Genomic DNA, 26,305 nt, shown 5'->3' with positions numbered 1-26,305 from the left:
CGGGGTGGCCGGGGCGGGATTTCACAAGTTGGCCACCTTCTCGGCGGCCCTCACCAGCAGTGGAGTGGCATGTGAGCCAGAACCAGAGTGTGCTCGGCGACGGGATTCAGCCGGTCGGTTCCGTGTACGAGTACAAGGACGGGTTGAGCGTCCGGGTCGACGGGGTCATGCCGTACGAGCTGGTCGACGCGGACGACTCCTACGGCTACCGGCAGGGTGACGACATCGTCCGGTGCACCCTCCACCTGAGCAACGGGACCGGCCGGCCCGTGGACGCGAGCGGAATCAGCCTCACGGTCCGTGGCGGACCGTACGGGAAGTCCGCCCGGCAGGTGCAGGACCACAAGACCGAGACGCTCGACGACGAGCTCGACGGGACACTGCGTACGGGGCGACGGCTCTCGGCCACCTGGGCGTACAGCATTCCGGCCGGCACGGCGGGTGAGCTGGACTTCGAGTTGCGGTTCCCGGACGGCCGCGAGGACGTCAGCTTCACCACGGCAGCCCTCCCGTCCCGGCCCGTCGATCCCCGGGTGCCGGCCGCCCGGACCGCGCCGGCGGCCCTCCCCGACCAGGCTGTCCTGTTCGGCGACGACCAGCGGTCACTGTTCGACACGGCGGAGCAGGACGATGACGGTGACTACGTCGTCGTCCGGCCGAGCGGTCCTGCCGCGCAGATACCCACACAGTCCGCCGCAGAGACCGACGCCGCTCGGGTGCGGCAGATCTTCCGCTTCCTGGCCGAGGCCGAGGAGTCCAAGGCAAGGCCCGTCCGAACGCTCGACGGGGCGGCCGGAGCCGTCTGGTTCGACGAGCTGCCGCACGACGCCGGTGTCGCCGTGATGACCGACGGACCGCTGTCGACCGACGGCCCGGCGTGGCTGACCGTCGCCCGGCCCGAGCGCGAGGACGCTCCCCAGCCGAAGCCGCTGCTCGCCCCCTGGGTGGACGAGACCCGCATCCGGGACTTCAGGCAGACCCGCGCCCCGCACCTGCGCCAGCGGATCGAACCCCGGTTCCCGGACTGGTCCCGGGGAACCCCGCTCGAGAAGACGTACCACGAACTCGAAGCGCACCCGAAGCGCGAGAAGATCGAGAAGCTGTACGCGGCGTGGGAGCAGGACTGGGCCGGCTGGGCGGAGCGGCGGCGGGCGATCGACCCACTCGTCAGGCTCTACGACCGGCTCCACAAAATGCACGAGGATGCCGCGAACCTCGGCGAGGCCTACGAACTCGTCCTCGGTTTCGGGCGGCTGACCTGGGAGACCACCGGCGGCCAGCGCGTGGAACGACACCTCGTCACGCACCGGGCCACCGTCCAGCTGGACCCCTCGACGGGCACGCTCACCGCCGCTCCCGACCCGAGCGGCGTGGGCATGGAGCTGGAAGAAGGCATGCTCGACGGCGCGCAGCATGTGCCGGGGCCGGTGCGCGAGGAGATCACAGGCGTCCTCGAAGGTGCCTCGGACGCCACCGACCCGGAGCACCTCGGCGCTCTGCACACAGCGCTGCGAAGCTGGGTCAACGCAGCCCACAGTGCCGGGATCTACGCACCGTCCCTGGAACGTGCCAGGCCGCGCAGTCTGGACGTGCCCCACGTAGGGCTCGCTCCGGCGCTCGTCCTGCGCGAACGCAACCGCCGTTCCACCCTGGACGCGCTCAAGGCCATCGCCCGGCAGGTCGACGGCGGCACACCTCCCACCGAACTGCTCGGCTACATCGCAGGCCGCGGCGGTGCGCTCACGGCTGCCGGACTCGCGGCGGCCCAGGAGGACGGGACCCGGGCGGGCGGCGACGAGATGTACTTCGCGCTTCCCGCCAACGAGGAGCAGCGGACCATCGCCGAACGGCTCCGTGCCAACCGGCTCGTCGTCGTCCAGGGACCGCCCGGTACCGGCAAGACGCACACCATCGCCAACCTGGTGACCGACCTCCTCGCTCAGGGGAAGCGTGTCCTCATCACCAGCCACACCCCGCGCGCCCTGCGCGTCCTGCGCGACAAGCTGCCCGAGTCCGTACGGGACCTGTGCGTGAGCCGTACCGAGGACGGGGCCGCCGCGCAGCGTGAGCTGGAGGCTTCCGTCAGCAGAATCCTCAACGAGTACGCCGGATACGACCCGGATGCCTCACAACGCGAGATCCGGAAACTGCAGGGACGGCTGACCGCCGCACGGTCCGCCCAGCAGGCCATGCTGCGTGACCTCGCCCTGCTGCGGCAGCAGGAGACCGACCGTTTCGGTCCGGAGATCGGCGACTACAGCGGGAGCCTGGCGGAGATCGCAGGGCGTCTCGCCGCCGAGAGGGAGGAGTACGACTGGCTGGGTCCGGTCCCACAGGAACAGCCGGCCCTCGCAGCCGACGAGGCGCTGCGGCTGCTGCACGCCACACGTGCCTTCACCCCGCACCACAGGGAGCTCGCAGCCGACGTGCCCGGTCCCTCCGAGCTGCCGGGGCCCGGCGACTTCGAGGAAGCCGTCGACGTCGTGCGCTCCGCCGAGGAGGCGCACGCGGCCGTGCGGCAGGACACGTTGAGCCAGCAGTACGACCTGGCGGTACGTGGCCTCTCCGAGGGAGAGCAGGAGCGGATATCGGCCGCTCTCGACACCTTCGCGAGCGGCCGGGTACGCGCCGGGGCACTGGCCGCCGCGGCGGGTGAGTGGGCGGTCGCCCTCCTGCGCGAGGTCGGTGCCGGTCAGGACTGGCAGGCCCGCAGCAGGCACACCGCCGTGACGGAGGCACTGGCCACCGCCGACGCCTCGCTCTCCGTCCTGGGTAACGCCATGGTCAGCGGCCTGGAGCGGTACGACCCGGTCACCGCACTCGCCCAGGCGACCGCCCTGTACGACGGCCTGCGCCAGGGGCAGAAGCTGAGGGGGCCGCTCGGCATGCGCTCGAAGCTGGCCAAGACGGCCGGACCGTTCGTGGAGGCCGTGCGGGTCGACGGACGCGCCCCCGAGGACACGGACACGGTTGCCGTCGTTCTCGCCCGCATCCAGCTCGAACTACGCCTCACCCAGGTCGAGTCCGAATGGGGAGGCGGAAGCCCGGCGGGTCCCTGGCAGGGGCACGGGCCCCGGCTCGCCCGCCTGCGGCAGGAGGCTGAGGTGCTCGACGCGCTCCTCGCTGTCGCCGCAGCCCGTACCGAGGTGCTCACCGCCGGCGCGACCTCTCCCGAGCTGGCCGTCGCCCCCTGGCACGACCTGGCCGTCGAGAACGCGGTCCGGGCGCTGCTGCGCGCCGCGACCACACTCCGGGCGGCCGAGCGGTCGCGCCGGGTCATCGCCGAGACCGAGGAGCTGCTGCGCGCCTGGAACGAGCGTGCGGGTGTCTCCCCTGCGGTGGGGCGTGCACTCGACGCCGTACGCGCCAGGAACCCCCAGGGGTACCGCGAATTCAGCCAGGAGATCGCCGAGGTCCGCGATGCGGCCCGGCTGCGCGCCGAACAGCACGCGTCGCTCACCCGTGTCCAGGAGGCCTTCCCTTCCCTGGCCGACCGGATCACCGGCACTCCCGAGGACGCCGGCTGGGACGAACGTCTCCCCGCCCTCGGGCACGCGTGGGCGTGGTCCGCCTGGCACGAACGGATGGAACGGCTCACCGACCCGGACGCCGAGCGCGCCCTGCGCCGGCGGCTCACCGAGGCCGACGACGAGGCCCGCATCATGCTTGCCCGCCTCGCCGCCGCACGAGCCTGGCACCGTTGCCTCGGACTGCTCACCGGCGACCAGTCGCGCGCGCTCAGCGCGTACCAGCAGGCTGCCCGCCGCATCAAGGGCAAGTACCAGCACCGCTACCGGCGCGACGCGCAGGCCGCTCTGCGCAAGGCCCAGACCGCCGTGCCCGCCTGGATCATGCCGCTGCACCAGGTCGCGGAGACCGTGCCCATGGACCGGCCCGGCATGTTCGACGTCGTCATCGTCGACGAGGCCAGCCAGTCCGGACTGGAGGCCATGCTCCTGAGCTGGCTCGCGGACCGCATGGTCGTCGTCGGCGACAGCAAGCAGGTCAGCCCCTCCAACGTCGGACTCAAGCAGGACGAGTACTTCCACCTCCGGGACCGGCTGCTCACCGGACTGGAGGCCGACGTCCGGAGCCTGTTCGGACCGGAGTCCAGCTTCTTCGACCTCACCGAGGCGCTCTCGGCCGGCCGCGGCACGCTCATGCTCAAGGAGCACTTCCGCTGCATGCCCGAGATCATCTCCTTCTCCAACGAGCTCTGTTACAACGGCAGGCTGCAGCCCCTGCGCCAGTACGGAGCCGACAGGCTCCCGCCGGTACGAACGGTGTACGTCGAGAACGGTGAGGCCGTCGGCGCCAACAGCCGTCTGGCGAACACCGCCGAGGCGGAGGCCCTTGTCGCCGAGATCGTGCGCTGCTGCGCCGATCCGGCGTACGACGGCAGGACGATGGGTGTCATCAGCCTGCGCGCGAGCAAGGCACACCTGGCGGAACTGGAGAACCTGCTGGCCGAACGCCTGGACTACGAGCAGCGCGAGGAGCGGCGTATCCGGGTCGGTGACGCCGAGGACTTCCAGGGCGACGAGCGGCACGTCATGTTCATCTCCTGCGTCAACTCGCCCACCACGGCGGCCGGGACCGTGCCCGGAGGCTTCACCGGAAAGACGTACGAACAGCGCCTCAACGTGGCCGCCTCGCGCGCCCAGGACCAGCTGTGGGTGTTCCACAGCGCCCGTGCCGACCAGTTCCACGCGAACGACCTGCGCCGGCAGTGGCTCGACCACCTCACCCGGCCCGCCGAGGACGGGACCGTGACGGTCGCGGGGGAGGTGCTGCCCGATGTACGGCACGAGGCGTTCGACAGCCTCTTCCAGCAGCAGGTGTACCTGGAACTGACAGGACGCGACTACCGCGTGCGGCCCGGGTACCGGGTCGGCCGGCACGCCATCGACCTGGTGGTCGAGGGCGGTACGCGCCGACTCGCCGTCGCCTGTGACGGCGACACCTTCGCGGAGGGTGAGGACGCTTCGACCGGGGCCGCCCGGCAGCGTGATCTGGAGCGGGTCGACTGGACGTTCATACGCATCCGGGGAAGCCGCTTCCACCTGGACCGGGACCATTCCCTGGCGCCCTTGTGGGCGGAGCTGGAGCGGCTGGGGATCGATCCCGTCACCGACGAGCCCGACACGGTACAGGGCCAGCCGCAGGGGGCCCAGGCAGCCCCAGGGGTGCAGGGCGTGCCGGCCGAGGCGGACCACATCGCCGCGACCGACGTGAAGCCCCCGGTTCCCGCGTCGACCGAGCCGGCCGTCATCGCACCGCCGCCGGAGGTACCGGCCTCAGTCGTACCGGTACAGGACGCTCTCGACGTGCAGGGTACCGGCGACACCGGGCCCGCCCCGCAGGGCGCCTTCCCTGTACGGGAGATCCCGGCCGCGGCGTTCCAGCGAGTGGTCCAGGAGATGCAGCAGGTGCAGGCCGCCATCGACGCACCCGACGTGACACCGGAGGGCCTGGACGCCCCCAACCTGGTTTTCCTGCGGCGGACCCAGGCCGACCAGCGCGATCGCCGCACCAAGCGCCTGGCGTTCCTGCGGGCGTTCCTCGACACGGTCGCCGTCGGCGGCGGAGTACCGGAGGTGGTCGTACCGGGTGCGCTGCTCATCCTCGAGATCGACGGGCGGGTCGACGAGGACACCCTGTACACCGTCGCCGAACTGTCCACCGACGGAGCGGACATCGTCTCCCCGTCCTCACCGCTCGGACATGCTCTGATGTGGCAGCGGGCGGGGCGTGACCTCTCGTACAGCGCCTCACAGGACAAGGCACACAGGGTCGTCGTCCGGGAGATCCGGGCCTGACGCGACCGAAGGGTGCCGGGGCCGCCGCCTGCTCGGGGGCAGCCCCGGCGACTCTCAGCCGGCCACCGGGTCGAGCATCGGGCTGCGCTGCCCGCTCCATGAGACCGACAGCGCGTCACGGGCCCGCGTGCACGCCACGAAGAGCAGGCAGTGCTCCGCGAGCAGATCCGACTGGTGCTGCACCGGATCCACCTCGGCCGGCGTCACCTGTGCGGCGAACGGCAGCACCTTGGCGGTCACTCCGACCACGGCCACGCAGCGGAACTCCAGCCCCTTCATGGCGTGCATCGTGGCGACCCGGACACCGGAGACCCCACGGCCCGGATCGTCCTTGACGGCTACGGCGGGAACCCCGTCGCGACGCAACCGTGTGATGACCGCGTCGACGAGGGTGTTGAAGCGGGCGCACACCGCGATCTCGGAGGGCTTCACCTTGTCCTCCTCGATCCACGTGCGGATCTGTGCGGTCAGCGCCTTGAGCTCCTCGTCCTGACTGTCGTAGCCGCGCGCGGCGGGGAGTCGGCCGTGCAGCTGAGAGCGGTAGCCGTGCAACGAGTCGCGACCGGCGTCGTCCTCGTCGTCCTCGCCGAGCCGGCCCACCGGCTGTCCGTCGAGCAGGGCCGCGGCCCAGCGCAGGATCTCCTCCGTACTCCGGTAGTTGAGCCGCAGCCGGGAGGTCCGGCCGCGGACGTGGATGCCCAGCGACCGCAGCGAGACCCGGGAGTCGTAGACCCGCTGATGTGGATCTCCGACCAGGAACATGTCGTCGGACCGCTCCGCCACACACGCCCGCAGCACCCGCCACTGCGCGGGGTGGAGGTCCTGCGCCTCGTCGACGACCACGTGCCGGTAGCGCGGGCCGCCGCCGGCGAGGAGGCGTGCGGCCTGGTCGCACAGCTGGGTGTACGTCGCCGAGTCCCGGGAGGACAGATCGGTCGTGAAGCGCTCCATCACGCGCCACAGCCTCGCCCGTTGTACCCGCCCCACCTGTGTCCCGCGGCCCCGCCGTACGCAGCGCAGGTACTCCTCCGGTGTACGGAGACCCTGGGCGAGGACGACGTTGCGGAACTCCTGCGCCAGGAACTGTTCGGACCAGGGCAGGTCCTCGCGGGCGGAGGCCCGGGTCCAGGCGCTTCTCTCCGCCGCGCCCGAGAGCGGCCTGGGGGCGCTTCCCCGCGTCTCCCTGACGATGCGGGCAGCGAGCGCGTCCACGGTCGTGACATCGATGCGCCCGAGCAGGTGCGCGTCGCTCTCGCCGAGCAGGAGCGCCAGGCTGTCGCGCAGCGAGGACGCCATGGCGTTGGTGAAGGTGGTCAGCAGTATCCGGTCGTCGTCGCGGCCGTTGCGCAGCAGGTGGCGCACCCGGTGCAGCGCGACCACGGTCTTGCCGGTACCGGGGCCACCGGTGACCTGCGCCGGTCCGTTGAAACCCGGGTGGTACGCATACCGTTTCTGGGCGGGATGCAGGAAGATCCGCCAGTGCGCCAGGTCCTCGGTGAGGATGCGCTCCAGCTCTCCCGGTCCTGTGACCTCCACGATGCGGTCGGGGCTGTTGAGGATCGCCTCGGTGAGGGTGACGGCCGGCCGGTCCCCGGCCGTGCGGACGGTCTGGCCGCGCGAGGCGATCAGCTGTTCCCAGACGTCCTGGACCGGGTATCCGTCCGCCAGGAACTCCAGTACCTCGTACTGGTCGGCCGGCATCATCGGCGGAGCCATGACCGTCAGGTCCTCGGCGGTGACGCAGACCCTGGCCAGACGCAGCACCTGGTCGTCGATGCCGAGATCGCGCAACACGGTGTCCGAGTGCTGCTCGAAGAGCCGGGCAGGGGTGGCGACCGCCTTGTTCTCGAAGTACGTCTCCATCTGCTCCAGGGCCTCGACGTTGCGTACTTCGAGGCCGCCGGTGGCACCGTTGACGGAGTAGGCGCGCTTGCGGGCCCAGTTGATCGCTTCGTCGTGCGGGGCGACGCGCAGCAGGGTGAACAGCTCGCTGCCGTCGTCGGGGGCGAGGAGGACACCCCGGTAGAACTTCGTGATGCGGATGGTGCGGATCCGACGGTCGTTCGCCCTTTCCAGCTTCTCCAGATGCATGCCCTTGCTGGCGTGCAGCTGGGGAACCGTCAGGCCCCGGAACATCTGGATCGCGTCCTTGACCTCCTTCTGCACAGGTCTCTGCAACGAGATGAGGTCCGCGACGAAGTCGTCGGAGAGGGCGAGACGGGGCATGGGCGTCCTCAGATCGCGGAATTGTCCGGTGACTGGTGGTCGATGAACAGAATAAGGACTCGGCAGCCGGGGAAGCGAGACTGCACATATTGCTTGTGTGAACTGAGTCAACAGTCTAGGTTGAGGGGGTTGTTGTATGCCGCCGCCTCCACCGGCCCGTCCGAAAGGACCCACCACATGCCGGCCCAGCCCGACCAGGCCGTCCCGCACCCGCTCGACGAAGTGCCGCAGACCTTTCTCTCCGGTGATTCGTACGGTGTGCGGAACGGACTCGTCACCTACATCCAGCGCGACCTGCTGGGGCCCTGGGACGGTGAGACCGAGACGCTGCCCCCGTCCTCCTCCGGTCCGCGCGACCGGTATCTCGTCGGCATGCTCGGTCCGCGTCCCCGTACGACGACCTCGGACGAGATCGCCCTTGCCGCCGCGCAGGGCGCGGACGGTGAGTCCGGGGACGAGAGCGAAGGCGACGACAGCGAGCCCCGTGACCATCTGACGCCACAGACCGCCGGGCACATCTGGGCCTCCTCCATGGGGCTCTCCTTCACGGTCCCCGCATCCGTCGGCACACTCAGCGTGACTGCGCGCTGGGGCCGCTACACCCAGTCCGAGGAGACCACGGAGCAGGGGGCGGCCCGCCGGGTGTGGTCGCGCGAGCCGGTCGAGCACCCGGTCGACATCGACGTCACCGATGCGGCCGGCCGGACGGTGTCTCTCGAAGGTGCCGTGGCCCTCGACGTCCAGGTGCGCCACCACACCACCGGTGCGGGTGGCGAGGCCCTGCGCATCGTGGAACTCGCCCTGATCAACGGGCAGGAGGACAGCCGCGACGCCCGGGACGCCCGCTGGCTCTTCCAGACCTCCCTCGAGGTCACGGCCTTCCCCGACGACCAGGCAGCGGTGTTCTTCCCCGTCGACGACCCTCTCGATCCCGCCAACCGGGGCAACGCGCCGGAAGACCCCGAGGACCGCAGGCTCCGGCTGCTGTACCGGGACAGTCTCAGCCACGCCAAGGGCCGCAACGTCGCCGTGCACGCCCACGTACGCGACGGTGAGCGCAACGCCCACCGGCTCACCACGACCTGGCTGCCCGAGTACGACGTCAAGGCCACCACAGCACCCACCGTCCAGGAACTGGACCTGCTGCGCGGTCTGGAACTCGGCATGGACGAGCTGGCCGGACTCGCCGTACCCGGGCGCCGAGGTGATCTCGCCGCCGCTCTCGCGCCCCTCGCCGACGGCTACGCCACCTGGCTCGAACAGCAGCGCCGCAGCGCCCGGTCTCTGCCCCAGGACCTGCGGGAGTCGGCAGATGTCGCCATCGACCAGGCCCTGGACATCTGTGACCGGATCACCCTGGGCATCGACACACTGGCGGCCGACGACACCGCCCTCGCCGCGTTCCGGTTCGCCAACCGGGCCATGGCGTTCCAACGCCGCAACACCGCCATCGCTGGAGCCCGAGCGGGCCGCGAGGACGACAACGGCTCCTACTGGGAGGCTCATGACGAGGTGTACGGCACGGGCAAGGCAGGGGCGAGCTGGCGCCCGTTCCAGCTTGCCTTCGTGCTGCTCAACCTCGCTTCCCTGAGCGCTCCGGACCACCCGCACCGCGGGACGGGACGGGAGGCCCTCGTGGACCTCCTGTTCTTCCCGACCGGTGGCGGCAAGACGGAGGCCTACCTCGGCCTCGCCGCGTACACCTTCGCGCTGCGCAGACTGCAGGGCACGGTCGGCTCCGGCACCCAGGCCCGCAGCGGGGAGGCAGGGGTCGGCGTCCTCATGCGCTACACGCTGCGTCTGCTGACCGCTCAGCAGTTCCAACGCGCGGCCGCGCTCGTGACCGCCTGTGAGGTCCTGCGGCGTGAGGAGTTCGCCCGCGACCCGCGTTGGGGTGCCACTCCGTTCCGAATCGGACTCTGGGTGGGCACCTCGGTCTCGCCCAACTGGTTCGACGAGGCCAAGGAGCAGATCGCTGGCGCCCGTGAGAGCGCCAGCGACAAGCACGCCCGGGTCCTGCAGGTCCTCACCTGCCCCTGGTGCGGCAGCGGGCTGACAGCCCGCTCCCACATGGAGTACGACGAGGCCCGGCGCCGGGTCCTGTTGTACTGCCCGCGCGGCGAGGGTGCTGATCGTTGCCCCTTCTCCCGGCTGGAGGCTCCGGGCGAAGGCATCCCCGTGCTGACGGTCGACGAGGAGATCTACCGCCTCGCGCCGTCGTTGTTGATCGCGACCGTCGACAAGTTCGCCCAGCTCCCCTGGAACGGGTACGCGGGGCTGCTGTTCGGCCGGGTCACGGAGCTCTGTCCACGCCACGGCTACCGGCACGACGACCTGGACGCCAAGACGGGCTGCGGCAGCCGCCACCACGCCAAGAACGGACTGCCCGGCGTCACCGCCCAGCCCGTCACCCGTCTGCGGCCCCCGGACCTGATCATCCAGGACGAGCTGCACCTGATCTCCGGTGCGCTCGGTACCACCGTCGGACTGTTCGAGTCCGCCGTCGACCAGCTGTGCACGTGGGCCTACACCGACGCGGGGGGCCGTCTACACGAAGCCGGTCCCAAGATCGTCGCGTCCACGGCGACCACCAAACGTGCCGCTGATCAGGTGCTCGGTGTCTTCGGCCGCAAGGTCGCGGTCTTCCCGCCCCAGGTTCTGGACGTCGGCGACACCTTCTTCTCCCGACAGGTGGAACTCAGCCGGGAGAATCCCGGCAGGCGCTACCTCGGCGTGTGCGCGCACGGAACCCGGCTCAAGGCGGCCGAGATCAGGGTCGCCGAGATTCTGCTGCTCGCCGGGCAGCAGCTCTTCGACGACTACGGCAAGCCTGCGGACCCGTACATGACGCTCGTCGGCTACTTCAACGCCACCCGTGAACTAGCCGGGATGCGCCGGTACATGGACGACGACATCACCACCCGGGTGCGATCCAACGGCAGCCGCAAAGGACAGGACACCCTGTCCGACCGCATCGTGGGCAGGACCGGGATGCTCAGCATCCAGGAACTGACCTCCCGTATCTCCTCTGCCGATATCGGTGCCGCTCTGAAGCGGCTGGAGACCGGCTTCGATCCGGAACGCGACACCTCCGTGCGCAGGCGCGCCTTCCAGCGCGAATACGCCGTCGCTTACAAGGAGAAGCGTGATCCCCGCGTCTTGATGACCCCCATCGTCCGGCAGGCCGTCGACGTGGCCCTCGCCACGTCCATGCTCCAGGTCGGCGTCGACGTCTCCCGATTCGGGCTGATGCTGGTCGTCGGCCAGCCCAAGAACACCGCCGAATACATCCAGGCATCCTCCCGAGTCGGCCGTGACGCCAGGCGCCCCGGCCTCGTCGTCACCCTCTACAACTGGGCCCGCCCCCGCGACCTCGCCCACTACGAGGACTTCGAGCACTACCACGCCACCTTCTATCGGCAGGTCGAGGCGCTCTCCGTCACCCCGTTCACCCGCCGCGCCCTCGACCGGGGCGTCGCCGCCACCTATATCGCCGCACTGCGGCAGGCGGCGTACGACACCTCCCGCAACCTGGACGCGCACGTGGTCGACCTGGACGGACCGGTCGCCGCCGAGGTGGAGCGCCGGTTCCTGGACCGGGCCGAGCGGGTGGGTCAGGAACGCGCTCGCACGTATCTCTCCGAGCGCCTGGACCGGTTGAAGGACGAATGGCGCCGTAAGCGAGACGAGAGCAGCGCGGCTCTCGGCTACCGGCGGGAGAAACGCAAGAACACCATCGTGAACGGACTCCTGCGGCGGGCCGACGGCTCGCAGTGGACCGAGCTCACCGTCGGCATGTCCATGCGTGAGACGGAGAACGAGATCAACCTGCTGCTGCCGGGCGGCGGTGCGTTCCTCGACGAGCCCGCCGGCGGTGGCCCCGACTGGAATTTCGGCGCCATCGGTACCGACTCCGACGACGCGGCAGTCGTGGACAGTGACGAATACGGTTCCACCACCACCGGCGGGGCCGGAAAGGGTCAGCGATGAGCAACAGCTTCAACCGCAGGGTCGGCGCTGTCCGCCCCAGCCACCTCATGTTCACCACCGGCATCGGCTCGCTCGTCGATCTCCCCAACTTCTCCGTCCTGGTCAAGGGCCTCGATGTCTGGAGCTACTCCGGCGTCACCGACTACGACATCGACGAACCGCGTCTGCGGGCTGCCGCGAACCGCTCCCTCCAGCGCTACGGACGCAACCAGATCGAACAGCTGCGGGCCGCCCCCTGGCTGGAAGGCGGGGACAACGACCCCAAGGGATGGGCCGCCCAAGGGATCGGTGTGCCCGTTACCCCCTTCCCGCAGTGGCTTCGGTGCACCGCGTGCAACGTCCTGGCGGCCGTCGACTCCGGTGAGTACGCCTTCATCAACTCCAATCCGCGCACCCCGCACGAGGCGAAGTTCGTCCACGACTGCAAGAAGGGCAAGCCTCTCGCCGTCGCGGCCCGCTTCACGCTCGTCTGCACCGCGGGACATCTGGACGAGTTCCCGTACACGACTTACGTCCACCACGGCCAGAGCTGCTCCAAAACCGCCCGTCCCAAGCTGCGCATGAAGGATCACGGGGGCAACCAGGCGGCCAACGTCACCATCGAGTGCGTCGCCTGCGGCACGAAGCGCAACATTCGTGAGGCCATGGGCGAACGGGGTCGCCGCAACCTGCCCCGATGCCGGGGGCGTCACCCGCACCTGAACAGCTTCGAGCCGGACGGTTGCGAGGAGAACGCCGTACTGATGGTCGCCGGCGCATCCAACCAGTGGTTCCCGCTGACTCTCAGTGCGCTCGCGTTGCCGAAAGGGCGGGGCGCGGACATCGACAAGCTGCTCGAGGACCACTGGCCGGATCTGCAAGTCATCGGGGAGCGTGCTCAGTTCGACTTCATGAGCGGCATGGCCAAGTTCGGATTCCTGAAGGAGTTCGACGCGGATGCCGTCGTCGCCGCCATCGCGGCCCGCAAGGCGGGCACCGAAGGGGTGGCCCCCTCCGCCCCCGATGTCCAGGAGGGCCTGTACGGCCCTGAGTGGGAGGCCCTGTCCGGCCCGGTCCCACAGCCGAGTGACGATTTCGCGCTGCGGCAGGTTTCCGTGCCGGAGCCGCTGGACGAGCTCTTCTCCGACGTACGCCAGGTCGAACGTCTGCGTGAGGCACGAGCGTTGATCGGCTTCACCCGACTCGACGCACCCGACCCGGAGTCGCCCGAGATCGGCCGCAGGGTCGACCTCTGGCGCAGCGCACAGAACTGGGTGCCGGCCAGTGAGGTGCGCGGTGAAGGGATCTTCCTGCGGGTGCGCGACGAGCTGATGGCTGAATGGGTGGCAAAGGTGGGGAAGTCGCCGCAGCTCCAGGCCCACCGGGAGGCCTTCGGCCGCTTCCGCACCAACCGCAGGTCGGACCGCAAGACCACCAGTGATTTCGATCCGCAGCACGGCTGGCCCGGTGCGCGCTACATCGCGCTGCACACGCTTTCCCACCTGCTGATCCGTACCATCGCGCTGGAGTGCGGCTACAACTCGGCTTCCCTTGCCGAGCGGATCTACGCGGGCGACGAGGAGAACCCGAGGACCGGCATCCTCATCTACACCGCCGTCCCCGACTCGGAAGGCACCCTGGGCGGCCTCGTCTCGCTGGCGGAGGAGAGGGAGTTCGGCCGGATCGTCCGCCGAGCGCTGGGTGACGCGTCCCACTGCTCGGGCGACCCGCTGTGCTCGGAGAGACTGCCGCACGATCCTGCGGACTTCCTGCACGGAGCGGCCTGTCACATCTGTCTCTTCGTATCCGAGACCACATGCGAGCGGGGCAACCGCTTCCTCGACCGCCGCTTCCTCGTACCCCTCGCCGGGGACAAGGACGAGGTGCTCACGCCTCCTGGTCTGCTGCCGTGAGCAGACGTAGGTTCGAGGCCGCGGCCGAGGCGGCGGCCGTGGCTCTCGGCCCTTCCCGCACCAAGGACCTCGCGGGGCTGCTGGCCCGTGGACACGGCAAGGAGCGGGCGCTGACCGAACTCGCGACGCCCGGAGTCCGGGAGGCCGTCGCGAGGGTGTACGAGGGTCTGGACGCGGACGCGCTGTCCCGTGCCGAGGCGGCGGCCTACCTGCGGGGGTATGTCGCGGCGCAGCTCAGCGCACGGAACGCGGTCCGGGTCGCGACGGTGTGGAGCGGGCCGTCCACCCCCGGGGTGCCGGTGAGGGCGACGGCCCAGGTGCTGGTCGAGGTCATAGGCGAGGCCCGGGACGAGCTGCTTGCCATGACGTACGCGGCACGGCCCTATCCGGCACTGACACACGCCCTGACCGAGGCGACGGCCAGAGGGGTGCGGGTACACGTGGTGGTCGAGACCTTGGCAGGCGCACGTGGGCTTCTGGCGGGCCGGGAACCCGCCGGTGCGTTCGCGGCAGTACCGGGACTGCACCTGTGGCACTGGGTACGCGACCCGGCTGCCGGTCCCGCCTCGCGTCAGCATGCGAAGCTCGCCGTCGCCGACCGCCGAGTTCTCTTCCTGGGCAGCGCCAACCTGACGGAGTCGGCTGCCCGGCGCAACATCGAGGCGGGAGTCCTGGTGCGGGGCGGGGACGCGCCGCAGCGGGCCGCCGAGCACATCGTGGAGTTGCAGCGCCGAGGGGTGCTGCAGTCGCTCCAGACTCACGGCCCTGTCCAGGCGCGTCGGTGAATGGCTGATCAGCGGTACCGTCCCGAGGAACGCGTCACCGGACCGTCCTCTCCAGCGGGAGATCTCGATACCGAACCGCAAGCCAGGAGTACCCCCGGACTCGTGACGGCTTCGGGAGTCCCGCGGGCGCGGGTTTCAACAACCGCGCTCTACTGCCAGGTCGCGGTGTCCGGGTCGATGCCGTGGGCGCGTGCGCCCGCGTCGATGACTCGGCGGAACCATGTGGCAAGCCCGGCGCGCATGCCGTCGTAGTGGGCGGCGAATGCCGACCGGGGTTCCCATGATCGCCGTCCCGCAGGGCGCCGAGCAGTTCATGAACGCGGACCGGCTCGTGGAGCTGGGTGTGGCCCGCCGCATCGACACGGCGGACGCCACCGCAGATGCGCTGCGCACCGCGCTCACCGAGCTCGTCGCCGACCCCGACGTCGCCCGGCGCTCGGCGCGGCTCCGCGCCGAGGCCCGGGCCGAGGGCGGCACGGGGCGGGCGGCCGGCCTCGTCGAGGAGATGCTGGGCTGACCCACGGACCGGCCCGGGGGCCTCAGGCGGGGCTCGAACCCCCGCCTGAGGCGGCCGCCGTCTCCCGTGGGGCGTCCGAGCCCCTGCGGCGCATCGACAGGAGCAGGGTCAGGACGGTGCCGACGACCGCCCAGGCGGAGAGCACCAGCAGGGGACCGGTGACCGCGTTGCCCTTGAAGTACGCGATCGAGCGGGCCACCCAGGTCCCCGCGCCGGGTGGCAGGGCGGGGCCGATCGCCCGCCAGAAGTCCGGCAGCATCGGCAGCGGGAAGGCGCCGCCCGCGCTCGGGTTGCCCGCGATCACGATGAGCAGGACGGCCAGGCCGATCCCGACGATGCCGGTGAGCGCCTCCAGGGCGAGCGTGATCATGCCGACCGCGAAGACGGTCAGGGCGCCCAGGCCGGCCAGGGCCCACACGCTGCCCGGGAGTGCGCCGAGCACCGGGCCGATGATGACCGCGCCGCCGATCCCGCCCGCGATCGAGTACAGGGCCATGACCGCCGTGCGGATCACCGCGCGCTGCCGGTTGGCGGGTTTGGCGCCCGCGCTGATCGCCAGGATCGACGCGCAGAGGTAGCCGCCCACGCACCAGCCCACGACCAGGTAGAACGACGAGAGGCCGTCGAAGTCGTCCGGGGAGGCGGGGGCCACGTCCACGGTCCGTACGGTGCGCTGCCGGGGGCCCTCCGCCTGCTCGATGATCCTGGTCAGTGAGGTGGCCAGGACGGTGCCGCCGCCGGAGGCCACGAGCACGGTGTCGGTCGCCCCGGTGGGGCTGACGACCAGGGCTCCGTCGATGTCACGGTTCTCGATCTGCCGCCGGGCCTCGGCCTCGCCGGAGACCGCGCGTGGATCGAGCGGGCCGCCCGGCAGGCCGTCCAGCTGGGCGACGACCTGCCCGGACGCCTGCTGCGGGGCGACGACCCCGAAGGGGACGTCCGTCGGGTCGGGCCGGTGCAGCGCGCCGACGTAGGAGGCGATGAACAGCAGCTGCAGCGCCAGCACGCCGATGACCAGCAGTGCGGCCCGTGCGGTGACGGCGCTCTTCACCTCGTCAGCGAGAGTCATGCCCCCACGGTCCGGGCGGGGCGTGGTTCGCGCAGGCGGGGGCGGGCCGAATGGCGGAGGTGGCCGCACCCTCGGTTATCGTACGAACGTTCGAAATTTGGTCTATGGTGGAGAGCGAGGGGGTGGTGAGTACGGATCGGTCCAGGAGGTGCGGATGTCAGGGTTCACGCATCTGCGTACCGTTTCCGGCTTCTCCCTGCGGTACGGGGCCTCGCATCCGGAGCGGCTGGCCGAGCGCGCCGCCGAGCGGGGGATGGACGCCCTCGCGCTGACCGACCGCGACAGCCTCGCGGGCGCGGTCCGCTTCGCCAGGGCCTGCGAGAGAACCGGGATACGGCCGATCTTCGGAGCGGAGCTCGCGGTGGCGCGGCAGGCCGGCGGAGAGGGGCGTACGTACAGACCGCGCACGCCGGTCCGAGGGGGCGCCTTCGTCGATGAATCCGCACCCCGGGTCACCTTCCTCGCCCGGGACGGCGCCCACGGGTGGGCCGAGCTCTGCCGGCTGGTCACCGCCGCCCATGCCCCGGGCGCCGAGGGCCCGGACGCCGGGCAGCCCCTGGTCGGCCGGGACGCGCTGCCCGCCGAGGGGCTCACCGTGCTGCTCGGCCCCGCCTCCGAGGTGGGCGCCGCACTGGCCGCGGGCCGGCCCGACCGGGCCGCCGCGCTGCTCGCTCCCTGGCGGGAGATCTACGGCGACGCACTGCGCATCGAAGCCGTCCACCACGGCCGCGAGGGCACCGGCCCGGGCTCGCTGCGGCTCGCCGCCCGGACCGTCGGCTTCGCCGCCGAGCAGGGGGTGCGGGCCGTGCTGACCAATGCCGTCCGGTACGCCGACCCCGGGCAGGGGCCCGTCGCCGACGTGCTCGACTCGGCCCGCAGGCTCGTCCCCGTCGACCCGCGCCGTTCCCCCCTCGACGGCGGGGAGCGCTGGCTCAAGGACGCCCACGCGATGCGGGAGACCGCAGAGCGGATCGCCTCCGCCGCGGGGCTCGGACGGGACGCGGGGCAGCGGCTGCTCGCGGAGACCCGGCGTACCGCCGACGCCTGCCGTGTCGACCCTGCGGACGACCTCGGCCTGGGCAGCGTCCACTTCCCCGAGCCACGTCTCGTCGGAGTCGGCCGACGCACCGCCCAGCGGGTGCTCGCCTCCCGCGCCGCCGCGGGCATGGTGCGGCACGGCTACGACCGCAGACGCGACTACTGGGAGCGGATGCACCACGAGCTGGACATCATCGCCCACCACGGCTTCGCCTCCTACTTCCTGACGGTCTCCCAGGTCGTCGACGACGTGAAGGACATGGGCATACGCGTCGCCGCGCGCGGCTCCGGGGCCGGCTCCCTGGTCAACCACCTGCTCGGGATCGCCCACGCCGACCCGATCGAACACGGGCTGCTCATGGAGCGGTTCCTGTCCAAGCGGCGCTTCGTGCTGCCCGACATCGACATCGACGTCGAGTCGGCACGCCGCCTGGACGTCTACCGCGCGATCATCGGGCGCTTCGGCGCCGAGCGGGTCGCGACCGTCTCCATGCCCGAGACCTACCGGGTGCGCCACGCCATCCGCGATGTCGGGGCCGCGCTCTCCATGGATCCGGCCGAGACCGACCGGCTCGCCAAGGCCTTCCCGCACGTCCGGGCCGGGGACGCCCGCGCCGCGATGGAGGAACTGCCCGAACTGCGCGCCGTGGCCGGGCGGAAGGAGAAGTACGGCCGGCTCTGGGACCTGGTGGAGTCGCTGGACGCGCTGCCCCGCGGCATCGCCATGCATCCGTGCGGGGTGCTCCTCTCGGACGACTCGCTGCTGCGGCGTACGCCGGTCATGCCCACCAGTGGCGAGGGTTTCCCCATGTCCCAGTTCGACAAGGACGACGTGGAACACCTCGGGCTGCTCAAGCTCGACGTGCTCGGCGTACGGATGCAGTCGGCGATGGCGCACGCGGTGACCGAGGTGAAGCGGGCCTCGGGGCAGGAGGTCGACCTGGACGCCGTGCCGCAGGGCGACCCCGAGACGTACCGGCTGATCAGGACCGCTGAGACGCTGGGCTGCTTCCAGATCGAGTCGCCGGGCCAGCGCGACCTGGTCGGCCGGCTCCAGCCCTCCACCTTCCACGACCTGGTGGTCGACATATCGCTGTTCCGGCCGGGCCCGGTCGCCGCCGACATGGTGCGGCCGTTCATCGAGGCCAGGCACGGCCGCGCGCCCGTGCGGTATCCGCACCCCGACCTGGAGGAGGCACTGCGCGACACCTACGGGGTCGTCGTCTTCCACGAGCAGATCATCGAAATGGTGAACATCATGACCGGCTGCGGACGCGGCGAGGCCGACCGGGTGCGGCGCGGACTCTCCCACCCGGAGTCGCAGGCCCGCATCAGGGTCTGGTTCGCACAGCGGGCGGCGGGGAGGAAGTACGACGCCGAGGTGATCGCCCGCGCCTGGGAGATCATCGAGGCGTTCGGGAGCTACGGCTTCTGCAAGGCGCACGCCGTCGCCTTCGCCGTGCCGACGTACCAGTCGGCCTGGCTCAAGGCGCACCATCCGGCGGCCTTCTACGCCGGGCTGCTCACGCACGACCCCGGGATGTACCCGAAGCGGCTGCTGCTCGCGGACGCGCGGCGGCGCGGGGTGCCGGTGCTGCCGCTGGACGTGAACCGGTCGGCGGCCACTCATCGGATCGAACTGGTGTCTGGCGACAACGGTGATAAATGGGGATTGCGGCTGGCCCTCTCGGATGTCCACGGCATCAGTGAGGCCGAGGTCGCCCGGATCGAGGCCGGGCAGCCCTACACCTCGCTGCTGGACTTCTGGCAGCGGGCCAGGCCCGGAAAACCGGCTGCCGAAAGGCTGGCCCAGGTCGGCGCGCTGGACGCCTTCGGCGCCAACCGCCGGGATCTGCTGCTGCATCTGTCCGAGCTCCACCGCGCCCAGCGGGGCTCCGGTTCCGGCGCGGTGGGCGCCCAGCTCCCGCTCGGCGACGGGCACCGGACCGGCACCGTCGGGCTGCCCGACCTCAACGACGCCGAACGTCTCAGCGCCGAACTCGGCGTCCTCAGCATGGACGTGTCCCGCCATCTGATGGGCGACCACCACGCCTTCCTGGAGGAGCTGGGCGCGATCTCCGCCAAGCGGTTGCGGGAGGCCGGACACGGGGAGACCGTGCTGGTCGCGGGCGCCAAGGTGGCCACCCAGACCCCGCCGATCCGCTCCGGGCGCCGGGTCGTCTTCACCACCCTGGACGACGGGACGGGCCTGGTCGACCTCGCCTTCTTCGACGACAGCCACGCCGCCTGCGCGCACACCGTCTTCCACTCCTGGCTGCTGCTCGTGCGCGGGGTGGTCCAGCGGCGCGGCGCGCGCAGTATGAGCGTGGTCGGCTCGGCGGCCTGGAATCTGGCGGAGCTGGCCGAACTCCGGCGCACCGGCGGCCTCGACGCGGTCGCGGCACGGCTGGCGGAGGAGCCCGTCTCCGGCGAGGAGGAGACAGCCGACGGAGGCCGCCGCATCCGGCTGCCGACCGGCTACGAGATGAACCCGTGGTCCGACCTCCAGCCCGCGGGTGAAGGCATGCCCACCGGAAGGAAGCTGTGGCACCGGAGCCAGGGGAGCGCGGGATGAACGACCAGCCGGCCGTCCTGTGCCTGCGGTTCCGCCGGATCGGCGGCGGACTGCCGGACAGTGCGGGTTACGAGGGACTGCTCGCCCTCCTCGGAGCGTTCACCCCGGTCGTCGAGGCGGCACCGCCGGGCGCCGCGCTCGCCGATGTCAGCGGCGCACTGCGCTACTTCGGGCAGGACGCGGCGGGTCTGGCCTCGGTGATCCGGGTGCGTGCCCTCGCGCTGCACGGCGTGGACTGCGCGATCGGGGCGGCCTCCAACCCCATGCTGGCCCGGATGGCCGCACGGCAGGCGACGGCCGGGACGACCTTCGTGGTGCCTCCCGGTGAGCACGCCGGCTTCCTCGCGTCCAAGCCCGCCGCCGCGCTGGACGGCGTAGGGGCGGCGACCGCGCGCACCCTGTGCGGATACGGGCTCGACTCCGTCGGCCGGATAGCAGCCGCACCGCTCGCCACCCTGCAGCGGATCACCGGCGTACGGACCGGGCGCGAGCTGTGGGAGCGGGCCAACGGCATCGACCGTACGCGGGTCGTACCGAACGCCGCCGCCCGGTCGATCGCCGCCGAACGTTCCTTCCCCCGCGACGAACTGGACCCGGAGCAGCACCGCCGCGCGCTCCTCTCGCTCACCGAGGAACTGGGCGCCAGGCTGCGCGGCGACGGTCAGGTGTGCCGCTCGCTCGCGGTCTCCGTGCGCTACGCCGGCCGCACCGGTTACGCCACGCTCACCCGTAGCCGTACGCTCCCGGAGCCCACCGCCCACTCGGCGGCGCTCAGCTCGCTCGCCTACCGGATCCAGGACTCGTTCGCCCTGCAGCGGGCCCGGGTGCGGGGGATCGGGCTACGGGCGGAAGGCCTCGACGACGCGGAACGCGCCGCCCACCAGCTCACCTTCGACCCGGTGGACGAACGGGCGCGGCGGATCGAGGCGGTGTCCGACAGGCTGCGGGCCAGGTTCGGCCCGCAGGCCGTGAAGCCGGGACGGCTCGCGGCCTGACCTCGGTGGACGCGTACCGCCGGGCCCCCGGTGGACCGGAGGGCCCGGCGGTCACCGGGTCAGGCGCGGTGCGCGCCGCCCGCGGCCCGGCGGCGGACCGAGACGAACAGGACGCTCGCGCCGACGGCCAGCGCGGCGGCGCCGCCGATCGCGAGGGAGGAGGTGCTGCTGCTGCCACCCGTCTCGGCGAGAGCCACGTCCGAGGGAGCCGCGCCCGCGGGGGAGGCGGCGACGTTGTTCGGCTCCGGAGCGTTCGCCCCGGCCCCGTCCGCCCCGGTCGCCCCGTCGGCCGGGGCCGCCTCGGTCACCTCCGCGTTGGTCGCCGCGTCGTCGTCACCGTGACCGTCGTGCTCGACGGAGGACTTGTCGGCACCCTCGTCGATCTCCTCCTCGGACGGGGCCGACGCGGCCGGTGCCGGGGCCGCCTCGGCGGTGCCGTCTCCAGCGCTCTCACCGCCGAAGTCCACGTCGGAGCAGGCGTAGAAGGCCTCGGGGGAGTCCGACCGCTGCCAGACCGTGTAGATCAACTGCCGCCCCGACGCCTGCGGCACGGTGCCGTCGAAGACGTACGACCCGCTCTCCAGCGCCGGGTCCGTGGCCGTGGCGAACGGCTTCTCCTCGAGGTCCGACCACTTCAGCGGCTGCGCCGGGTCGTAGCTCGCCTTGGTCAGGTACAGCTCGAACGATCCCTTGTGCGGAGCCGTGGCGCGGAACCGGAAGGTGTGGCTGCCCGCCTCCATGGGCGTGGACGGCCAGTCGGCGCGCGGCAGGTCGAGCCCCTTGAACTTGTCGTTACCCGCGCTGCACAGCTTGCCGTCCGGGATCAGCTCGCGGTGCTTGCCCGCCGCGTTCGCGATGTTCACGCCGTTCCAGTCGTACAGCGCCTGGGTCCCGCCCGCAGCCACCGCCGCCTTGCAGGCAGCGGACCGCGGGTTCTCCGGCCCCTCGGCGAAACAGGCCGAGACCCGGCTGACGGGATCGCTCAGCGAACCGTGCGCGGCGGCCGGGGCGGTGGACAGTCCGGCCAGGGCGAGCGGCGCGGCGCCGAGTACGGCGACAGTTGCGGCGAGCCTGCGACGTGCGGGGGCGATGACGGCCATGGTGGTGGTTCTCCTTCGGCGGCACGGCTGTTGACCAGGTCTGGTGATCAGCAAGCTAGCCGTCGCCCGGAGCGGATCCGGGCGGGTGAAGGCGCAGGTGGCGATCGTTATGGCGCTCTTAAGGGACGGTTAGGGGAGGGCTGAGGAAACCCCGCCCCCGAGGCTTCGGCGGGAGGAGTTCCCCACGTGGTGCGCCGGGCACCCGGTGCCCGGCGCACACCACGGCGAGGGCGTCAGACCTGGACGCCCGGTGTCCCGTCCTCCACGACCACGCTCGCCCGGGTGCTGATCGTGGCGTCCGGCTTCGTCACGAAGGGCAGGACGCGGAAGTCGCTCGTCCACCGCTCCCGGTCCACCGTGACACGGACGTAGCCGCGTTGGCTGTTGAAGAACTTCATGTGCGGGTTCGCCGCCAGGAACGTCTCGCCCTGCGCCGTCATGTCCGCGCCGTCGCCCCCGCTCGTGATCGAGGTGCCCACGAACTCCGAGCCGACGGTCGCCGAATCCGGGTCGGTGAAGTCGCGCTTGAGATCCCAGGCGTAGTTCTGGTGGCGGTCACCCGTGATCACCACCAGGTTGCGCACCCCGCGGGTGCCGGCCTCCGCGAGCAGGCGGTTGCGCTCGGCGACGTAGCCGTCCCACGGGTCCATCCAGACCGTGGTGCCCGGGCCGGGATCGTGGTCGGTCTGACCCATCGGGGCCTGGTTCCCGAGGACCTGCCAGCGCGCCCGCGAGCGGCTGAAGCCCTTGAGGACCCAGTCCCGCTGCCGGGACCCGAGCAGGGTGCGGTCCGTGGCGAAGCGGTCGTCGCAGTCGGCAGAGGTGCCGTCGCCGCACGGCTGGTCGTCGCGGTACTGACGGGTGTCGAGCATGGTGAAGTCGGCGAGCCGGCCGTAGGAGAGCCTGCGGTACATCTGTACGTCGGGGCCCTTGGGCAGCTGGGTGTGACGAAGCGGCGCGTGCTCGTACAGCGCCTGGAAGGCGGCGGCCCGGCGCAGCAGGAAGGTCTCCGGGTTCTCGTCGTTCTCGGAGGTCTCGTCCGCCCAGTTGTTCTCCACCTCGTGGTCGTCGAACGTCATGATCCACGGGAAGGCGGCGTGCGCCTCCTGGAGCGGTGCCTCGGACTTGTAGAGGCCGTACTGGAGGCGGTAGCGGGCGAGGTCGAGGGTCTCCGTGTGGAACCTGGGGTCGGTGGTCACGCCGCGCCTGTTCGTCCGGACGCCGGACTCGTAGAGGTAGTCACCGAGGTGGACCACCAGGTCCAGGTCCTCCTGCGCCATGTGGTGGTACGCCGTGAAGTAGCCGTCCTGCCAGGCCTGGCAGGAGGCGAAGGCGAACTTCAGCTCACGCGGGGAGGCCGAGGGGGCCGGGGTGGTGCGCGTACGTCCCACGGGTGAGATCGCGGAGCCGGCCCTGAAGCGGAACCAGTACGTGCGGTCGGGGGCGAGTCCGTGCACCTCGGGATGGACGGAGTGCGCCAGTTCCGGAGTCGCGACGACGCTGCCCCGGCGCACGACCCGGCGGAACCGCTCGTCGAGCGCCACCTCGTAGTGGACCCGGACGGGCCGGGCCGGCATACCGCCGAGGCCGTCCTGCGCGAAGGGGTCGGGGGCCAGGCGCGTCCAGAGCACGACGCCGTCCGACGTCGGGTCGCCCGAGGCGACACCCAGGGTGAACGGGTCACCCTTCAGGGCGGGCGCGGCGAACGCGGACTGCGCCTCCCACGCCCCCGTCCCGAGCATGAGCGCGGCGGCTGCCGCTCCGCCGAATCCGAACATCTGCCTGCGGGACACGGAATACGCGACCACGGTTCGTCCTCCTCGGTTGATCTGCGCCAACCTCGGACACGCTGCCGGGAGTTCATGTCATGCCCACACGCAAAATATGGCCGGGGGCCGAGCGATGCGTGAACAGGGCAGCTGTACGGGCGGCGGCTCAGGACACCGCGCGGTAGCGGCGCTCCGGCCGGCCCGTCCCGCCGTACCGCAGGGTCACCTCGGCCCGTCCCGTCTCCGCGAAGTACTCCAGGTAGCGGCGTGCGCTGACCCGGGACAAGGTGCCCGCCTCGGCGCATTCGGAGGCCGACAGGCCGCCCGGGTGTTCGCGCAGGACCCGTTCGACCAGGTCCGCGGTGTGGGCCGCCAGGCCCTTGGGGAGCTCCCGGGAGCCAGGCGGGCGGGTACCGAAGATGCGGTCCACGTCCTCCTGGCGGGCGTCCTGGCGCGCCTCGTCCAGGGCGTCCAGGCGGTTGCGCAGTGAGGCCACGTGCTGCAGCTGCTCCTGCAGGGCCGAGCGGTGGAACGGCTTGATCAAGTAGTGCAGGGCACCCGCCCGCAGGGCCGCCCTGACCACACCGGCGTCGCGCGCGGCCGTGATGAAGAGCGCGTCCGCGCTGCGGGTGACCCCGTCCCGTTCATCCGCCGCACGCAGCTCCCGCAGCACCTGGATCCCGTCCATGTCGGGAAGGAAGACGTCGAGCAGCACCAGGTCGGGACGGAGCCGACGGGCCGCGCGCAGGGCCTCGGCGCCCGTGTGGGCCACGCCGACAACCTCAAAACCGTCCAATGCGGACACATGGTGGCTGTGCAGCTTCGCGACCATGAAGTCGTCGTCCACCACCAGCACTTTCGTCACGCCGACACCGTAGGGCGCGACCACAACGACCACAACGTCCATTGATTCCGGAACGGCGACAGCTCGTTAACGCGCAGGCAACATGTGGGCCACCTCACACACCCACACGTACGGCTCGAAAGGCGGAATCCGGTGCGACTGCGCACTCCACTCGCCCTGTTCGGGGCCGCGCTGCTGGTGGTCGTCGGGCCGCCCCTGCTGTCCACCGGCAGTGGCTCCGACACCGGCACGCAGATTCCCGGACTGCGCTTCATGGTTCCCAACACACCCGGCGGCGGTTACGACATCACGGCGCGCACCGCGGCGAAGAACGCCGAGGACGCCGGGCTCACCCACGGCATCGAGGTGTTCAACCTGCCCGGCGCGGGCGGCACCGTCGGTGTCACCCGGCTGGCCGCCGAGCACGGCAACGGCAAGCTCGCCATGTCCATGGGCCTCGGCGTCGTCGGCGCCGTCCACACCAACAAGTCGCCCACGACCCTGGCCGACACCACCCCGATCGCCCGGCTCACCGAGGAGCAGGACATCGTCGTCGTCGCCAAGGACTCCCCGTACAAGACGATCGACCAGCTGCTCACCGCCTGGAAGAAGAACCCGGGGAAGATCCCGGTCGGCGGGGGTTCCTCACCCGGCGGACCCGACCACCTGGCGCCGATGCTGATGGCCGAGGCCGCCGGGATCGCACCCGAGCAGGTCAACTACATCCCCTTCGACGGCGGCGGTGAACTGCTCGCCTCCATCCTCGGCAACAAGGTCGGCTTCGGTGTCTCCGGTGTCGGTGAGTACCTCGACCAGATCGAGGCCGGGGAGCTGCGGCTCCTCGCCGTCACCGGTCCGAAGCGGGTCCCGGGCCTCGACGCGCCCACCCTCCGAGAGGCCGGCCTCGACACCGAATTCACCAACTGGCGCGGCATCGTCGCCCCGCCAGGGCTGTCCGACGCCGAACGCGACAAGCTCATCGGGCTGGTGAGCGAACTCCACGACTCGAAGCAGTGGAGGGACTCCATGAAGAAGAACGGCTGGGACGACGCCTTCCTCACCGGCGACGACTTCGGTGACTTCCTGGACGCCCAGGACCGGCGTGTCGCCACCGTCCTCAAGGAGCTGGGACTGTGACGGACGAGACCACACCCTCCCGGCCCGAAGCCGCGCCCTCCCGGCCCGACGGGGCACGCTCCTGGCTGCGCGAGCACTCCGAACTCGGTGTCGGCGTCCTGCTGCTCGTGCTGGGCGTCCTCGTCCTGACCGACGCCCTGACGATGAGCGTGGACATCACCCAGCGCGGGCCCGTCGGTCCCAGGACCGTCCCGGTCGTCGTCGGCATCGGGTTGCTGGCCGTCGCCGTACTGCTCGCCGTCGACGTCCTGCGCGGCGGCCGCGGTGAGGCGGAGGGCGGCGAGGACGTCGACCTCGACGAGCCCGCCGACCGGCGCACCGTGGCCCTGCTGACCGGGGTCTTCCTCGCCTTCGCCGTCCTCATCGGCCCGCTCGGCTTCCCCATCTCCGGTGCCCTCCTCTTCTGGGGCTCCGCGTACGCGCTGGGCAGCCGCCACCACGACCGTGACCCGCTCATCGCGGCCGGGCTCTCCCTGGTGACCTACTTCGTCTTCGACAACCTGCTCGGGGTGCCCCTCCCGGGCGGCCCGCTGATGGGGGTGCTCTGAC

13 protein-coding genes and 2 pseudogenes are annotated in these 26,305 nt (G+C 71.3%); 9 read left to right on the top strand and 6 right to left on the bottom strand.

Features of this window, described 5'->3' with window-relative positions:
* Positions 1 to 71: 71 nt before the first annotated feature.
* Positions 72 to 5,819 carry an AAA domain-containing protein gene (locus ACFYSH_RS24965; protein ID WP_388755346.1) on the top strand — a complete coding sequence of 1,916 codons (5,748 nt, stop codon included), beginning with the start codon at positions 72 to 74 and terminating at the stop codon, positions 5,817 to 5,819.
* A 54-nt stretch (positions 5,820 to 5,873) separates the two neighbouring features.
* On the opposite strand, the gene ACFYSH_RS24960 is transcribed toward ACFYSH_RS24965, so the two are convergent.
* Positions 5,874 to 8,045, bottom strand: coding sequence for a UvrD-helicase domain-containing protein (locus ACFYSH_RS24960; RefSeq protein ID WP_388755345.1), 2,172 nt, complete (start codon positions 8,043 to 8,045; stop codon positions 5,874 to 5,876).
* Positions 8,046 to 8,222: 177 nt separating this feature from the next.
* On the opposite strand from ACFYSH_RS24960, the gene drmA reads away from it, so the two are divergent.
* Genes drmA through drmC form a run of 3 tightly spaced genes read left to right on the top strand, consistent with a single transcriptional unit; the run spans position 8,223 to position 14,712 of the window.
* A complete protein-coding gene (gene drmA / locus ACFYSH_RS24955) occupies positions 8,223 to 12,035 on the top strand; it encodes a DISARM system helicase DrmA (RefSeq protein ID WP_388755342.1) in 3,813 nt (1,270 codons plus the stop codon).
* A complete protein-coding gene (drmB, locus tag ACFYSH_RS24950) occupies positions 12,032 to 13,927 on the top strand; it encodes a DrmB family protein (RefSeq protein WP_388755340.1) in 1,896 nt (631 codons plus the stop codon). Before drmA ends, drmB begins: the two co-directional genes overlap by 4 nt.
* Positions 13,924 to 14,712: a DISARM system phospholipase D-like protein DrmC gene (gene drmC / locus ACFYSH_RS24945; protein ID WP_388755337.1), complete on the top strand. Its 789-nt coding sequence runs from the start codon at positions 13,924 to 13,926 to the stop codon at positions 14,710 to 14,712. Before drmB ends, drmC begins: the two co-directional genes overlap by 4 nt.
* 149 nt (positions 14,713 to 14,861) lie before the next feature.
* Here drmC and ACFYSH_RS24940 read toward each other — a convergent pair.
* Positions 14,862 to 14,981 (bottom strand): annotated as a pseudogene (locus tag ACFYSH_RS24940) (MerR family transcriptional regulator); the annotation flags it as partial.
* Here ACFYSH_RS24940 and ACFYSH_RS24935 point away from each other — a divergent pair.
* A pseudogene (locus tag ACFYSH_RS24935) lies at positions 14,981 to 15,229 on the top strand (nucleotide disphospho-sugar-binding domain-containing protein); the annotation flags it as partial. The pseudogenes ACFYSH_RS24940 and ACFYSH_RS24935 overlap by 1 nt on opposite strands.
* Positions 15,230 to 15,251: 22 nt before the next feature.
* Here the strand turns inward: ACFYSH_RS24935 and ACFYSH_RS24930 are convergent.
* On the bottom strand, positions 15,252 to 16,298 hold the full coding sequence (locus tag ACFYSH_RS24930; protein ID WP_388755335.1) for a DUF3533 domain-containing protein: 1,047 nt from the start codon (positions 16,296 to 16,298) through the stop codon (positions 15,252 to 15,254).
* Positions 16,299 to 16,452: 154 nt separating this feature from the next.
* Here ACFYSH_RS24930 and ACFYSH_RS24925 point away from each other — a divergent pair, with 154 nt between their 5' ends.
* Positions 16,453 to 19,911 (top strand): DNA polymerase III subunit alpha, encoded by a 3,459-nt coding sequence (locus ACFYSH_RS24925; protein WP_388755332.1) that lies wholly within the window; start codon positions 16,453 to 16,455, stop codon positions 19,909 to 19,911.
* Entirely contained in the window at positions 19,908 to 20,906 is a 999-nt protein-coding gene (locus ACFYSH_RS24920) for a hypothetical protein (protein ID WP_359470866.1), read from the top strand. The genes ACFYSH_RS24925 and ACFYSH_RS24920 overlap by 4 nt, the downstream gene beginning before the upstream one ends.
* Before the next feature lie 59 nt (positions 20,907 to 20,965).
* Here ACFYSH_RS24920 and ACFYSH_RS24915 read toward each other — a convergent pair whose 3' ends face one another.
* From ACFYSH_RS24915 to ACFYSH_RS24905, 3 genes are all read right to left on the bottom strand, one after another.
* On the bottom strand, positions 20,966 to 22,006 hold the full coding sequence (locus tag ACFYSH_RS24915) for a lytic polysaccharide monooxygenase (protein ID WP_388755329.1): 1,041 nt from the start codon (positions 22,004 to 22,006) through the stop codon (positions 20,966 to 20,968).
* 233 nt (positions 22,007 to 22,239) lie between these two features.
* A complete protein-coding gene (locus tag ACFYSH_RS24910) occupies positions 22,240 to 23,814 on the bottom strand; it encodes an alkaline phosphatase D family protein (RefSeq protein ID WP_359470870.1) in 1,575 nt (524 codons plus the stop codon).
* Between the two features lie 127 nt (positions 23,815 to 23,941).
* Complete coding sequence (locus ACFYSH_RS24905) at positions 23,942 to 24,682, bottom strand: response regulator (RefSeq protein WP_359470873.1); 741 nt, start codon at positions 24,680 to 24,682, stop codon at positions 23,942 to 23,944.
* 90 nt (positions 24,683 to 24,772) lie between these two features.
* Here ACFYSH_RS24905 and ACFYSH_RS24900 point away from each other — a divergent pair, with 90 nt between their 5' ends.
* Together ACFYSH_RS24900 and ACFYSH_RS24895 are read left to right on the top strand one after the other, a co-directional pair.
* A complete protein-coding gene (locus ACFYSH_RS24900; protein ID WP_359470875.1) occupies positions 24,773 to 25,756 on the top strand; it encodes a tripartite tricarboxylate transporter substrate binding protein in 984 nt (327 codons plus the stop codon).
* Complete coding sequence (locus ACFYSH_RS24895) at positions 25,753 to 26,304, top strand: tripartite tricarboxylate transporter TctB family protein (RefSeq protein ID WP_388755325.1); 552 nt, start codon at positions 25,753 to 25,755, stop codon at positions 26,302 to 26,304. Before ACFYSH_RS24900 ends, ACFYSH_RS24895 begins: the two co-directional genes overlap by 4 nt.
* Position 26,305 lies beyond the last annotated feature (1 nt).

This window comes from Streptomyces sp. NPDC005791 (assembly GCF_042871485.1).
Classification (GTDB): Bacteria; Actinomycetota; Actinomycetes; order Streptomycetales; family Streptomycetaceae; genus Streptomyces.
This window is presented reverse-complemented; position numbering and strand designations above follow the sequence as displayed.

Bases quoted from the DNA above. Each gene is read 5' to 3' on its own strand.
- ACFYSH_RS24960 (WP_388755345.1), bottom strand. From the start codon at position 8,045: ATGCCCCGTCTCGCCCTCTCCGACGACTTCGTCGCGGACCTCATCTCG.
- drmA (WP_388755342.1), top strand. From the start codon at position 8,223: ATGCCGGCCCAGCCCGACCAGGCCGTCCCGCACCCGCTCGACGAAGTG.
- drmB (WP_388755340.1), top strand. From the start codon at position 12,032: ATGAGCAACAGCTTCAACCGCAGGGTCGGCGCTGTCCGCCCCAGCCAC.
- ACFYSH_RS24930 (WP_388755335.1), bottom strand. From the start codon at position 16,298: ATGACTCTCGCTGACGAGGTGAAGAGCGCCGTCACCGCACGGGCCGCA.
- ACFYSH_RS24925 (WP_388755332.1), top strand. From the start codon at position 16,453: ATGTCAGGGTTCACGCATCTGCGTACCGTTTCCGGCTTCTCCCTGCGG.
- ACFYSH_RS24920 (WP_359470866.1), top strand. From the start codon at position 19,908: ATGAACGACCAGCCGGCCGTCCTGTGCCTGCGGTTCCGCCGGATCGGC.
- ACFYSH_RS24915 (WP_388755329.1), bottom strand. From the start codon at position 22,006: ATGGCCGTCATCGCCCCCGCACGTCGCAGGCTCGCCGCAACTGTCGCC.
- ACFYSH_RS24905 (WP_359470873.1), bottom strand. From the start codon at position 24,682: ATGGACGTTGTGGTCGTTGTGGTCGCGCCCTACGGTGTCGGCGTGACG.